The 12,464-nt window shown below is 62.8% G+C and carries 12 protein-coding genes; 7 read left to right on the plus strand and 5 right to left on the minus strand.

Annotated elements, in window-relative coordinates; all coding sequences use genetic code 11:
* Positions 1–81 precede the first annotated feature (81 nt).
* The 4 genes from leuS to METH_RS18395 all read left to right on the plus strand — a co-directional run bounded on the left by leuS (position 82) and on the right by METH_RS18395 (position 4,836).
* Complete coding sequence (gene leuS / locus METH_RS18380) at positions 82–2,646, plus strand: leucine--tRNA ligase (RefSeq protein ID WP_024091981.1); 2,565 nt, start codon at positions 82–84, stop codon at positions 2,644–2,646.
* Entirely contained in the window at positions 2,633–3,148 is a 516-nt protein-coding gene (lptE, locus tag METH_RS18385) for an LPS assembly lipoprotein LptE (RefSeq protein WP_024091982.1), read from the plus strand. The genes leuS and lptE overlap by 14 nt, the downstream gene beginning before the upstream one ends.
* Positions 3,145–4,173 carry a DNA polymerase III subunit delta gene (gene holA, locus METH_RS18390; protein ID WP_024091983.1) on the plus strand — a complete coding sequence of 343 codons (1,029 nt, stop codon included), beginning with the start codon at positions 3,145–3,147 and terminating at the stop codon, positions 4,171–4,173. Before lptE ends, holA begins: the two co-directional genes overlap by 4 nt.
* A 72-nt stretch (positions 4,174–4,245) precedes the next feature.
* On the plus strand, positions 4,246–4,836 hold the full coding sequence (locus METH_RS18395) for a glutathione S-transferase family protein (protein ID WP_024091984.1): 591 nt from the start codon (positions 4,246–4,248) through the stop codon (positions 4,834–4,836).
* Here METH_RS18395 and METH_RS18400 read toward each other — a convergent pair.
* Positions 4,809–6,008 (minus strand): TIGR03862 family flavoprotein, encoded by a 1,200-nt coding sequence (locus METH_RS18400; protein ID WP_024091985.1) that lies wholly within the window; start codon positions 6,006–6,008, stop codon positions 4,809–4,811. The two genes, METH_RS18395 and METH_RS18400, sit on opposite strands and share 28 nt — an antisense overlap.
* A gap of 125 nt (positions 6,009–6,133) precedes the next feature.
* Positions 6,134–6,835 (minus strand): GntR family transcriptional regulator, encoded by a 702-nt coding sequence (locus METH_RS18405; protein ID WP_024091986.1) that lies wholly within the window; start codon positions 6,833–6,835, stop codon positions 6,134–6,136.
* A gap of 205 nt (positions 6,836–7,040) precedes the next feature.
* Here METH_RS18405 and METH_RS18410 point away from each other — a divergent pair, with 205 nt between their 5' ends.
* The 3 genes from METH_RS18410 to METH_RS18420 all read left to right on the plus strand — a co-directional run bounded on the left by METH_RS18410 (position 7,041) and on the right by METH_RS18420 (position 10,236).
* Entirely contained in the window at positions 7,041–8,126 is a 1,086-nt protein-coding gene (locus METH_RS18410; protein ID WP_024091987.1) for a TRAP transporter substrate-binding protein, read from the plus strand.
* 65 nt (positions 8,127–8,191) lie between these two features.
* Entirely contained in the window at positions 8,192–8,689 is a 498-nt protein-coding gene (locus tag METH_RS18415; protein WP_024091988.1) for a TRAP transporter small permease subunit, read from the plus strand.
* Positions 8,686–10,236, plus strand: coding sequence for a TRAP transporter large permease (locus tag METH_RS18420; RefSeq protein WP_024091989.1), 1,551 nt, complete (start codon positions 8,686–8,688; stop codon positions 10,234–10,236). Before METH_RS18415 ends, METH_RS18420 begins: the two co-directional genes overlap by 4 nt.
* A 77-nt stretch (positions 10,237–10,313) precedes the next feature.
* On the opposite strand, the gene METH_RS18425 is transcribed toward METH_RS18420, so the two are convergent.
* The 3 genes from METH_RS18425 to METH_RS18435 are packed head-to-tail and all read right to left on the minus strand — an operon-like array spanning position 10,314 to position 12,354.
* A complete protein-coding gene (locus METH_RS18425; protein ID WP_024091990.1) occupies positions 10,314–11,000 on the minus strand; it encodes a VOC family protein in 687 nt (228 codons plus the stop codon).
* Positions 10,997–11,608: an enoyl-CoA hydratase/isomerase family protein gene (locus tag METH_RS18430; RefSeq protein WP_024091991.1), complete on the minus strand. Its 612-nt coding sequence runs from the start codon at positions 11,606–11,608 to the stop codon at positions 10,997–10,999. Before METH_RS18430 ends, METH_RS18425 begins: the two co-directional genes overlap by 4 nt.
* Entirely contained in the window at positions 11,605–12,354 is a 750-nt protein-coding gene (locus METH_RS18435; protein ID WP_024091992.1) for an SDR family oxidoreductase, read from the minus strand. Before METH_RS18435 ends, METH_RS18430 begins: the two co-directional genes overlap by 4 nt.
* Between the last annotated feature and the right edge of the window lie 110 nt (positions 12,355–12,464).

Here is a 12,464-nt window from a genome sequence, read left to right on the forward strand (position 1 = left end):
CGCTCTGGAAACACCAGTCAAACCCCATTATCAGAAGCGCCGGGCCACTTGCCCGGCGTTTTTATGCAAAGGACCGCTCTGATGTCGCGTTACTCCGCCACGGAAATCGAAGCAAAATGGCAGGAAGCCTGGGACAAGGCCGGGATCTTTCAGGCCACACGCAGCGGCGGCAAGCCGAAGTATTATGTGCTGGAGATGTTCCCCTATCCGTCGGGCAAGCTGCACATGGGCCATGTGCGCAATTACACGATGGGCGATGTGATCGCGCGCTACAAGCTGTCGACCGGCCATAACGTGCTGCACCCGATGGGGTTCGACGCCTTTGGCATGCCGGCTGAGAACGCCGCGATGGCGAGCGGCGGCCACCCCAAGGATTGGACCTATTCGAACATCGACACCATGGTCGAACAGATGAAACCGCTGGGTCTGTCGCTGGACTGGAGCCGGATGTTCGCCACCTGCGACCCGGAATATTACGGCCAGCAGCAAGCGCTGTTCCTTGATTTCCTGGAAAAGGGTCTGGTCTACCGCAAGAACGCGGTGGTGAACTGGGACCCCATCGACATGACCGTGCTGGCCAATGAGCAGGTCGAAAACGGCCGCGGCTGGCGTTCCGGTGCGCTGGTGGAACGGCGCGAGCTGACGCAATGGTTCTTCAAGATCTCCGATTTCTCGGAAGAACTGCTAGCGTCGCTGGACGATCTGGAAAACTGGCCCGCCAAGGTGCGGCTGATGCAGGAGAACTGGATCGGCAAGTCTCGCGGCCTGCAGTTCTCGTTTGAGCGCACCGACGGCGGTGAGCCGATTGAGGTCTACACCACCCGCCCCGATACGCTGATGGGCGCGTCCTTTGTCGGCATATCGCCCGACCACCCGATCGCCAAAGGGCTGGAGGCAGAATCGGAAGAGGTCGCGGAGTTCGTTGCCGAATGCCGCAAGGGCGGCACCACCGAGGAAGCCATCGAAACCGCCGAGAAGCTGGGTTACGACACCGGCATCCGCGTCAAGCACCCGCTGAACCCCGACTGGGAACTGCCGGTCTGGATCGCCAACTTCATCCTGATGGACTACGGCACCGGTGCGATCTTTGCCTGCCCGGCGCATGACCAGCGCGACCTGGATTTCTGCCGCAAGTATGACTTGCCGGTGGTGGATACTTTCTTTGCGCTGGATGATGATACCCCGGTTGCGAGCGAAGCCTTCGTGCCCGCGAAAACCGAAAAAGTACGCTGGGTCGATCACTTTGCCGGGCTGACCGAGGCCACTGGCGAGGACGCAATAAACGCCACTGTCGATTTTGCGGAAAAGGCCGGCTGGGGCCAGGGCGTCACCAAATACCGTTTGCGCGACTGGGGCCTTAGCCGTCAGCGCTATTGGGGCTGCCCGATTCCCGTGGTGCATTGCGAAGACTGCGGCGTGGTGCCGGAGAAGAAAGAGAACCTGCCGATTGCCCTGCCCTATGACGAGGGCGGCAAGCCGATCGACTTCTCGGTGCCGGGCAACCCGCTTGACCGCCATCCGACCTGGCGCGACTGCGCATGCCCGTCCTGCGGCAAACCGGCCCAGCGTGAAACCGACACCATGGACACCTTTGTCGATTCAAGCTGGTACTTCGCCCGCTTCACCGCCCCGCGTGCGGACACCCCGACGGATATGGCCGAGGCCGAATACTGGATGAACGTCGACCAGTATATCGGCGGCATCGAGCACGCGATTCTGCATCTGCTGTATTCTCGCTTCTTTGCCCGCGCGATGCAGATCTGCGGCCACCTGCCGGAGAAGTCGAAGGAGCCGTTCGATGCGCTGTTCACCCAAGGCATGGTGACCCACGCGATCTACAAGACCACCGGCGGCAATCATCGCCCTGTCTACCACTACCCCGAAGAAGTTGAGCTGCGCGACGGCAAAGGCTTTCTGAAAGACGGCACCGAGGTGGAAATCATCCCCTCCGCCAAGATGTCCAAGTCCAAAAACAACGTGGTGGACCCGCTGCACATCATTTCGTCCTTTGGCGCCGACACCGCGCGCTGGTTCGTGCTGTCCGATTCGCCGCCCGAACGGGACGTGGAATGGACTGCCTCCGGTGCGGAAGCGGCTTACAAACACCTGAACCGCGTCTGGAACCTCTGCGGCCGTATTGCGGAGATGGACCCCGAAACAACAGGTCAGGGCGATGAGGATCTGCTGCGCGAGATGCACAAGGCGATCCGCGACGTGACCCTTGGCGTGGACTCCTTTGGTTTCAACGCGGCGATTGCCAAGCTCTATGCCTTTACCAACACGCTGGCCAAATCCAAGGCCAGCGCCAAGGTGCAAAAGCAGGCGATCATGACGCTGGCCCAGCTGATGTCGCCGATGACCCCGCACCTGGCAGAGGACATCTGGAACCATCAGGGCGGCGAAGGGCTGGTGGCCACGGCGCCCTGGCCGGTCGCCGATGAGGCGATGCTGGTCGAGGACACCATGACCCTGCCGATCCAGATCAACGGCAAGCGCCGCGGTGAGATCGAAGTCGCCAAGGATCTAGACAAGGCAGAGGTTGAAAAACGCGCTCTGGCGCATGAAGCTGTGCAAAAGGCGCTGAATGGCGCCGCCCCGAAAAAGGTAATCGTGGTGCCGGGCCGGATTGTGAATGTCGTTGCTTAACCATCGAACCCTGTTGCTGGCCCTGCCCCTGCTGGCGGCGGCCTGCGGCTTTACACCGGTGCACGCCCCTGGCGGCACCGGGGCAGCTCTTTACGGCCGGGTCGCGGTGCAAGCACCGGAGGAGATCAAGGCGGCCAGCGGCACCGACGCCTATTTCCTGGTGCAGAACCTGGAGCAGCGCCTGGGCCGCGGCGGCAGCACTGCCTACAAGCTGGACCTGACGCTTAGCACCACGGAAGAAGGCCAGGCGATTACTGCAGGCAATGAGATCACCCGTTATTCGGTGATCGGTAGTGCAGGCTATTCGCTTACCCGCCTGTCGGACGGCAAGGTGGCATCCAGCGGAACGGTGCGAAACTTCACCGGCTATTCCGCTACTGGTTCGACCGTGGAGACGCTGGCAGGCGAGCGCGACGCGCATGAGCGGCTGATGGTGATCCTGGCCGACCAGATTACCGCGCAGATCCTGGCAACCGCGGATCTTTCCGCGCCTGCGGAATGAAGCTCTCCCCGCGCGAAGCTGACGGCTATTTTGCCAAGCCCGATCCGGGCAAGACCGGTATTCTGATCTATGGTGCCGATGCGATGCGCGTGTCGCTGAAACGGCAGCAGGTTCTGGCTGCCCTGCTCGGCCCCGGCGCCGAAGAAGAAATGCGGCTGAACCGGATGCCCGCCAGCGACCTGCGCAAAGACCCGGCGCAGGTGCTGGATGCGGTGAAGGCGGTCGGGTTTTTCCCCGGCGTCCGGGCGGTTTTTGTCGAGGGTGCCAATGACACCGCAGCCCCTGCGATAGCGGCCGCACTGGAGGAATGGCAGCCCGGCGACGCGCAGATCGTGGTTACGGCTGGACAGCTCAAAGCAACGTCCAAACTGCGCAAAGCGTTTGAAAGCCACAAAAATGCTTATGCTGTGGGCATCTACGACGACCCGCCCTCGCGCGCCGAGATCGAGCGGATCCTGAGTGAGGCCGGTATCCGCGACGTCCCGGGCGACAGCATGTCGGCGCTGACGGATATCGCCAATGATACCGGCCCCGGCGACTTCTCCCGCATGATCGAAAAGCTGGCGCTTTATAAACACGGCGACAGCAGCTCGCTCTCACTGGACGACATCAGCGCCGTTGCCCCGCAATCGACCGAAGCCGCGCTGGACGACGTTCTGAACGTGGTGGCCGAGGCCCGCAGCGCCGAAATCGGCCCGCTGATCCGCCGCCTGCAGGCGCAAGGCACCAATGCCGTGACGCTTTGCATCGGCGCCACCCGCCATTTCCGCACGCTTTACACCATTGCCGCCGCACCCGGCGGCCCGGCCCAGGGCATCGGCCAGCTGCGCCCGCCGCTATATGGCAAGCGCCGCGACCGGATGCTGCGCCAGGCCCAGAACTGGGGGGCGAACCGGCTGGAAACCGCGCTGACGATCATTACCGACACCGACCTGGCACTGCGCTCTGCAGGTCAGACCGCCCCGGCGCTGGCGCTGATGGAACGTGCCCTGATCAGGCTTGCCATGCTGGGCCGTGCGCGCTGATCATCACAGCCCCTTGGCTTGATCCGCTCCCCTTGGCTGCCCATCTTAGCAGGGCACAACAGGAGAGAGACGATGTATACCGTCACCGGCATCCCGCTCACCCGCACCTTCCGGGTGCTTTGGGCGCTTGAAGAGCTTGGGGAACCTTACGAACTGAAACAGCACGGGCCGCGCAGCCCGGAAGTTCAGGCGCTGAATGTTTCGGGCAAGGTGCCGGTGCTTCAGGCGGATGGGGAAACCATCACCGATTCGACCGCCATCCTCACTTACCTGGCCGACAAGCATGGCGCGCTGACCGCCCCGGCCGGCACCGTAGCCCGCGCCAAGCAGGACGCCATCACCCATCTATTGCTGGACGAAGTCGATGCCGTGCTCTGGGCCGCCGCCCGCCACAGCTTCATCCTGCCTGAGGAACAGCGGGTGCCGGAAGTGAAAGGCAGCCTGAAATGGGAATTTTCCCACAATCTGTCGCGGCTCGAAGGCAAGATGGCCGGCCCCTTCCTGATGGGAGAGGAATTCACCATCGCGGACATCATCTGCACCCACTGCCTGAATTGGGCCCGCAGCGCGAAATTCCCTGTCGAAGGCGAAAAGCTGCAGGACTACGGCAAGCGGATGCGGGACCGCGAGGCTTATCAGCGGGTTGCGGCGCTCGCCAAGTAAGCTGCCGCAGCCTGCCCTGCCCAGCGCCCGGTTGCCAGGCAGGCGGTCAGCAGGTAGCCGCCTGTCGGCGCTTCCCAATCCAGCATTTCCCCGGCGCAGAACGTGCCGGGGATCTGTTCCAGCATCAGCCCCTCGTCCAGCGCATCCCGGCATACGCCGCCAGCGGTGGAAATCGCCTCGTCCATCGGCCGCAGGCCTGAGTGATTGACTGGCAGCGCTTTGATCAACCGGGCCAGGGCCTGGATATCCTGCGGCAAAGGCCGTCCGAACTCTTGCAGTACTGCTGCCCGGGCAGCTCCCAGCTTCAGCACCTTTCGCAAATGATTAGTATGGCTCGTCTTGCCGCGCGGACGGGACAGGCGGCGGACAATTTCTGCCATGTCCAGGTCCGGAAGCAAATCCATCTGCAGCGTCTCTCCCTCCCGCACGGCGGCGCAGACAGAATAAATGCCGCCGCCTTCCAGCCCGCGCTCCGATATCACGGCTTCCCCGCGGGAAGACAAAGGGCCGGCCTGCAATGCGATTCCCTTCAGAGGCTGCCCGAACTGCGGCGCCATGAAACCGGACCAAGCCACCAGGAGCCCTGCATTTGCAGGCTTGAACGGTGCAATTTCTACAGCTTCTCTGCCCAGCAGAGGGACCCAGCCTCCGTCCGAACCAAGCCGCGCCCAGCTGGCGCCGCCCAGTGCCAGAACCACCGCCCTGGCTTCAATCCGTTTCGCCCCGTCCGGGGTTTCAAAAGCGAGCACGCTGCCCTCCCAGCCAGTCCAGCGCCAGCGCGTGCGGACCTGTGCGCCGAAGCCATCAAGGCGTGCAAGCCAGGCGCGCAGCAGCGGTGAAGCTTTCATGACCGCCGGAAACACCCGGCCCGTTGAGCCGGTGAACAGCTCGCTCCCCAGTCCCCGCGCCCAATCCTGAACGGCCTGTGCATCACAGAGGCGGATTATTGGTGTCAGCCAGTCTGCGGCCTCTCCATAGCGGGCAATCAACTGCTCGAACGGTTCGTCCTTGGTCAGATTCAATCCGGATTTGCCCGCCATCAGGAACTTGCGGGCCGCCGACGGCTTGGCCTCGGCCACCAGCACGCGGTACCCGGCGCGGCCCAGCTCCTCGGCCGCCATAAGCCCTGCAGGCCCGGCTCCGACCACCACTGCATCCCAAGTTTCCGTCATGCCATCCCCTTGCCAGCGCCCGGCGGCAGCGCTCCACTTCACTGCACGGACCCCATGCCGCCCGTGTATATTCAGTCCTGTCTGCCCGAATAGCGGCCAGTCATTCCCGTGCTTTACACGTCCCGTCAACCCTGGGTGAACAACTGGTAGCCGGGATGGGCAACGGCGCGCAGGCTGGTGATCGGAGCGTCGCCGATCCAGGTTGTGCGTTCCATAACAAACAGCGCGTTGCCGACGTCACTCTGGAGTATTTCGCTGTCGCTTTTGGTTCCGCGGCGCGCATACAGGCGCAAATCGCACCTGCTGTAGGGGCGGTTGCGGACAAGCCATTCATTTGCGCTTTCGCGGGTCAGGTCTACATCCTTTATCTCCGGCACGGTTTCCAAGCAGATCCAACGGTCTTCGAAGATATAGGGGCGGCTGTCGGCAAGATGCAATGCTTCAACCCGCAGCATCGGGCGGGCTTCATGCAGGCCGAAATTGGCCAGTATGGCAGCGCTGGGTGGCTGCATCGACTGCCGGATCAACTGGTAGCGGTACACGCTGCCTTTCTGTTCGACCTCAAGCCTTGTGATCGGGATGTTTAGGGTTGCGCGGGTCACAGGATCGCGCTGCACCGTTGTGCCGCCCTTGCGGCGCCGCTGCACCAGCCCGTTTTGGGCCAGATCCTGCATTGCCCGGTGAACGGTGGAGCGGGCGCAGCCAAACCGGCCGGCGAATTCCTCATCCCGCGGCAGCTTGTCTCCCGGCCCGTAGGTGGAGTTCAGAATCATCTCCCGGATTCTATCCCGGATAGTTACCCAGGAATGCCGTGGCTTGTCCGTCAATACTCATTCCCCCAGATCAAACCGGAAAACATTTGCCGCCGCTCCATATTGCAGTCTGCGAAGAAAGGCGAACTTGATCCGCGCAACTGTGATTGACATCAATATGTATCTACATATTAATGTAAAGCGCCTACAAAACATGGCAAAGTCTGCGCTGCCGGCATTCGCCCATCGCAGATGCACCGACAGACGGAGGAATGGAAACATGGAAAGACGCGCGTTTTTGAAAACCGGCGCATTGGGCGCAGCGGCAGCAACGCTGGCCAGCCCCGCCATTGCCCAGGGCAAGATGCAATGGAAAATGGTCACCGCCTGGCCGAAAAACCTGCCTGGCCCCGGTGTGGCGGCACAGATGCTGGCCGACCGGATCACCACCCTGTCGGGCGGCCGGATCGAGGTTAAGCTTTTCGCCGCCGGTGAGCTGGTTCCGGGCCGGGGTGCGTTTGACGCGGTTTCCGAAGGCACTGCCGAGCTGTATCACGCCGTGCCGGCCTATTGGGGCTCGAAATCCAAAGGTATCCTGCTATTCGGCTCGCAGCCTTTCGGTCTGCGCGCGGACGAGCAAATCGGCTGGATGTACCACGGCGGCGGCCAGACCCTTTATGACGAGATGTACGGCCGTTTCGGCATCAAACCGTTCCTGTGCGGCAATTCCGGGCCGCAGTGGGGCGGCTGGTTCAAGACCGAGATCAACTCTGCCGAGGACCTGAAGGGGCTGAAGTTCCGAACAACAGGTCTGGCATCGGAGATGGCATCGAAACTGGGCATGGCGGCCGAGGCCACCAGCGGCCCGGCGATGTTTCAGGGGTTGCAGACCGGGGCACTGGACGCGGGTGAATTCATCGGCCCCTGGACTGACAGCGCGCTGGGATATTACCAAGTGGCCAAGAACTACTACTGGCCCGGCGTGGGCGAGCCTTCCTCGGCCGAGGAATGCGGTGTCAACGCCGACGTGTTCGCTGAGCTGCCGGAAGACCTGCAGCAGGTGGTGAAGATGGCCTGCGAGAGCCTCTACAACCCGGTGTGGACCGAATACACCACAAAGCACGCGCTGGCGTTGAAGACGATGGTCGACGAGCATGGGGTGCAGGTGAAGATGTTCCCCGAAGACGTGATCACCGCTATGGGCGCTGCCGCCAAGGAAGTGCTTGCCGAGCTGCAGGAAGATGAGGATGAACTGGTCCGCCGCATCACCGAAAGCTTCATCGCCTACCGCGACAGCGTCGGCGGTTACATGACCTATGCCGACAATGGCCAGATGAATGCCCGCGCCTCGGTGATGGGCTACTGATCTGAAAAACACCTGCCGGCGCCTGGGGAAACCGGGCGCCGGCTTTTTGATGGGGAGAGAGCAGCATGTTACGGGTTTCGGATACGCTGGACGGCATCAACCGGGGGCTGGCGCATGTGATACGCTGGCTGGCGCTGATCATGGTGCTGGTGCAGTTTGCCATTGTGGTCGGGCGCTATGTGTTCGGGGTGAATTCGATCGCCGCGCAGGAAAGCGTGCTGTACATGCATTCCACTCTGTTCATGCTGGCGGCCGGCTATACGCTGCTGGCCGACAAGCACGTCCGCGTCGACGTGTTCTATGCGTCGGCCGCGCCGCGCACGAAACGGCGCATCGACATCTTCGGCCATTTGTTCCTGCTGCTGCCGTCGATGGCGGCGCTGACCTATTGGTCCTGGCCCTCGGTACGCAACTCCTGGGCCATCTTCGAGGGCCCAATTGCCGTTGGCGGCATCGAAGCCGTGTTCCTGCTGAAATCGCTGATCCCCGCCTTCTGCGTGCTGGTTATGCTGCAATCTGTATCCCTTCTGATCCGCCTGTTTTCGGAGAGAGCCCCCCAATGACCGAATATCTCGACCTGATCATGTTCGCGGCCCTGATGGCAGCGATCCTCATGGGGTTTCCGGTGGCCTTCTCGATCGCGGGCATCGCCATTCTGTTTGCCTATCTCGGCTGGGCTCTGGGGGTGATGGACATCACGTTGCTGGGCGCGCTCGGCCAGCGGGCCTTTGGCCTCATCAGCAACGAGGTGCTGATCGCCATTCCGCTGTTCGTGCTGATGGGCGCGATCCTGGAGAAAAGCCGCATCGCCGAAGAGCTTTTGGACACTATGGGGCGGCTGTTCGGCCAGCTCAAGGGCGGTCTTGGCATCTCGGTTGTGCTGGTGGGGGCACTTCTTGCGGCCTCAACCGGCATTGTCGGCGCCACGGTTGTGGCGATGGGCATGATCGCCCTGCCCGCCATGCTGCGGGCAGGCTACGACCCGCGGGTCGCCTCGGGCATCGTCTGCACGGCCGGCACCCTGGGGCAGATCATTCCTCCCTCGACGCTGCTGATCATCCTCGCCGATGTGATGTCGAATGCCTATCAGCAGGCGCAGTACGAGCAGGGCAAATTCTCGGTCGAGGCACTGTCGGTGGGGCAATTCTTTGCCGCCGCCCTGATCCCCGGGCTGGTGCTGGTACTGCTGTATCTTCTGTACATCCTGGTTCGCGGCCTCCTGCGCCCGCAGGACATGCCCTCGGCTCCGGCAGGGATGGCGCGGCCCAGCCGCGGCCAGGTGGTGCGCGCGGTGGTGCCGCCGATCCTGCTGATCTTTGCGGTGCTTGGCGCCATCCTGGGCGGCATTGCCACCCCGACCGAGGCGGCGTCGGTGGGCGGCATCGGCGCCCTGCTGATGGCGGGGGTGCGCGCAGGCGGCCCGGCCCGGCTGATCCTGCTGGGCGCGGCGGCGCTGATCCTGCTGGGCATCCTGTCCGGCCTGCATCCGGTCCGCCTGCAGCGCGGCGACCTCAGCAGCGGCGATTTTGCGGCGGGGCTATTCTATGCGCTGCTGGCTGCGGCCGGCGCGGTTGCGATTGCGGCGGCGCTGCGCAGCGGGTTGAAAAAGCGGATCCTGCACGAGGCAGTGACCTCAACCACCACGATGACGGCGATGATCTTTGCCACCATCCTGGCCGCGGGCATGTTCTCGCTGGTGTTCATCGGCCTTGGCGGCGAGGAGCGGGTCGCCCATATCCTCGGCAACATGCCGGGCGGCCCGACCGGCGCCCTGATCTTTTGCATGCTGTTCATCTTCGTGCTGGGCTTCTTTCTCGATTTCGTCGAGATCTCGGTCATCGTGCTGCCGCTGGTGACGCCGGCCCTGATCCTGATGGGGCATGACCCGGTCTGGCTGGGCATCCTGATCGCGATCAACCTGCAAACATCGTTCCTGACGCCGCCGTTCGGTTTCTCGCTGTTTTATCTGCGCGGCGCGGCGCCCAAGGAGGTCACCACCCGCCACATTTACAAGGGCGTGGTGCCGTTTATCGGCCTGCAGGCGCTGGGGGTGCTTCTGGTCTGGCTGATTCCCGGCCTGGCGACCTGGCTGCCGTCTGCAATCTTCTGACACCAGGCGCCTTTCCCGCGCCACCCATCCCGGCCAGCGGCATCCGGGTTGGGCGTGCCTGGGAAACGGCGCCTGCGCTAGGAGATTTCCAAACCCAGGAACGCGGGGCTTTGCCGCAACTGCGCACCGGCAATATGCTGAAATTCCAAAGTGGTATAAGGACGCCGCCACAGCCATTCGCGGTTCGCCACGGCCCGCAAATCCGGGTCCGGCGGCGTTTCGTCTGTGAAGGCCAGAAAATGCAGGTCGAACCCGAATTCCGTAACATCCTGCACCGACAACAGCTTCATATCAGAATGTGCCGGAATTTCGGCGGCGATGTCCCCGGTGCGCAAGGTGATTTGGCCGATATGCGCCCCGCCGCCTAGCGGCAGCGCTGCATCGCCTGCCCCGTCAGGCCGGCTGCCGGCAAAATCATGCTGCAGCAGCTCAATCGCATATCCTTCGGGATCATGCAGGTGCGCCATATAGCCGATATCGCGGAACTGATGCGGGGCGGGGACCTCAACTCCTTTACGCCGCAGCTGTTCGCAGGCGGTGTCCAAATCGGGCAGACAGATCCCGATCTTCCAATACCGCTCATCCCGCTTGTGCGGAACCTGGACACCGCCGGGCAGCAGGATCAGGTCTGCATCCTGACCTGCATAACCTGCACGCCAGGCCTCGCCTTCAGCCTGAACCTCCATGCCGAACACATCCGCGTAGAACCCAGCGAGCCGCTCAGGGTTCTGCACCCGCAGCCGCAAGCCGGACAGCCGTTTCACCGGCACATCCTCAATATCCCGGCCGCAATCTCCGGTCGGGCCTCCAAGGAATGCGCCAGCAGATCCTGCGCCGTATCCATCAGCGCGTCTGGTTCCACGATCCGGTCGACCAGGCCATAGTTGCAGGCTTCCTGCGCGGAGATTTTCTGCCCGGCCGCCAGGATCATCTTGGTGCGGGCAGGTCCGATCAGCGCCGCCATGCGCCCGGCATCCGAGGGCTGCGGCAAGTAGCCAAGCTTCATCACCGGGTAGAAAAATTTGGCCGAGGCCACTGCAATGCGAATATCGCAAGCCAGTACCATGCCATTGGCACCGCCAGCCAAAGTGCCATTCAGCGCCGCAACTTTCAGACAGGGAATTGAAGCCATCGCATTCGACAACCGCTCCCACACCGGCGAGGTCGCCAGGCCCGCCCGCGCCTCGTCCAAGTCAGCACCCGCGCTGAACACCTTGCCGGTTCCGGTCAGGATCAATCCGCGGGCCTGCTGCGCGCGTTCGGCGATTTCAGCCAGTTCGGTCAGCATCGCTTCGGTCAGCGAATTCGCCTTGTCAGGGCGGTTGATGGTGATGGTCCACAGGCCGTTCTGCGCAATCTCCAGATCAATCATGCCAGGCCAACCCGCTGGCGGATGCTGTCCTCGCGCAGAGAAACTTCCAAGCCGATGCAATCGTCCGCATCATCCGTGCACATCCACATCAGCGTCCGCGCGGGCCATTCGGCAGGGATATGGTCTTCCCATTCCAGCTCACTCACCGGGTTGATGCCGCTGGTCTTGATGTCGCGCTGCATCCGAGTTGCGACCGTGCCCGGCGACAGTCCCATGGCGCGGATACCGTTGGCGCGCTCTTCCAGGTCCAGTGCTTTGGTCAGCATTGCCGCGCCTGCTTTTGACGAACAGTATGCGCTCCAGCCCTCCAGCGCATGGTGCGCCGCGCCCGAACTGACGGTGATTATGGTGCCGCCGCCCGCCGCCTTCATCAGCGGCAGCGCCGCCCGCATTCCGTTGAACACCCCGGTCAGATTGATATCAATCAGCTTGCTCCAGTCGCCGGGCTCCGCCTCTGCCAATCGCGCAATAGGCTCGATCACACCAGCGTTATTGATCAATATATCCAGGCTGCCGAAGTGCTGATGCGCCTTGACCAACGCGTCCTCCACCGCCGCATAGTCTGATACATCGCAGGTAAAGGTCAGCGTATTTCCGCCGATCTCCTCCGCTAGCTCCCGCAGCGCCTCCCCGCTCCTTGCCAACAAGGCCAGGTTGGCTCCGGCAGCGGCAAAAACCCGGGCGGTATCTGCCCCGATCCCGCGGCTGGCGCCTGTAATTGCAACTGTTTTTCCATTGAAATCCATCCGCCGTCCCTCCAAGTGGCTCCTGACCCAAGTGGTAAAGCGGTTAAGGGGAACGGTCCAGCCCAAGGCCCCCTTGACGACACCGTCCGCCGGGCCGACGATGATTTCAA

Origin of the sequence: Leisingera methylohalidivorans DSM 14336, from assembly GCF_000511355.1 — a bacterium.
GTDB classification, from domain to species: domain Bacteria; phylum Pseudomonadota; class Alphaproteobacteria; order Rhodobacterales; family Rhodobacteraceae; genus Leisingera; species Leisingera methylohalidivorans.

Bases quoted from the DNA above. Each gene is read 5' to 3' on its own strand.
- holA (WP_024091983.1), top strand. From the start codon at position 3,145: ATGAAGCTCTCCCCGCGCGAAGCTGACGGCTATTTTGCCAAGCCCGAT.
- lptE (WP_024091982.1), top strand. From the start codon at position 2,633: ATGTCGTTGCTTAACCATCGAACCCTGTTGCTGGCCCTGCCCCTGCTG.
- METH_RS18415 (WP_024091988.1), top strand. From the start codon at position 8,192: ATGTTACGGGTTTCGGATACGCTGGACGGCATCAACCGGGGGCTGGCG.
- leuS (WP_024091981.1), top strand. From the start codon at position 82: ATGTCGCGTTACTCCGCCACGGAAATCGAAGCAAAATGGCAGGAAGCC.
- METH_RS18395 (WP_024091984.1), top strand. From the start codon at position 4,246: ATGTATACCGTCACCGGCATCCCGCTCACCCGCACCTTCCGGGTGCTT.
- METH_RS18435 (WP_024091992.1), bottom strand. From the start codon at position 12,354: ATGGATTTCAATGGAAAAACAGTTGCAATTACAGGCGCCAGCCGCGGG.
- METH_RS18400 (WP_024091985.1), bottom strand. From the start codon at position 6,008: ATGACGGAAACTTGGGATGCAGTGGTGGTCGGAGCCGGGCCTGCAGGG.
- METH_RS18420 (WP_024091989.1), top strand. From the start codon at position 8,686: ATGACCGAATATCTCGACCTGATCATGTTCGCGGCCCTGATGGCAGCG.
- METH_RS18410 (WP_024091987.1), top strand. From the start codon at position 7,041: ATGGAAAGACGCGCGTTTTTGAAAACCGGCGCATTGGGCGCAGCGGCA.
- METH_RS18430 (WP_024091991.1), bottom strand. From the start codon at position 11,608: ATGATTGATCTGGAGATTGCGCAGAACGGCCTGTGGACCATCACCATC.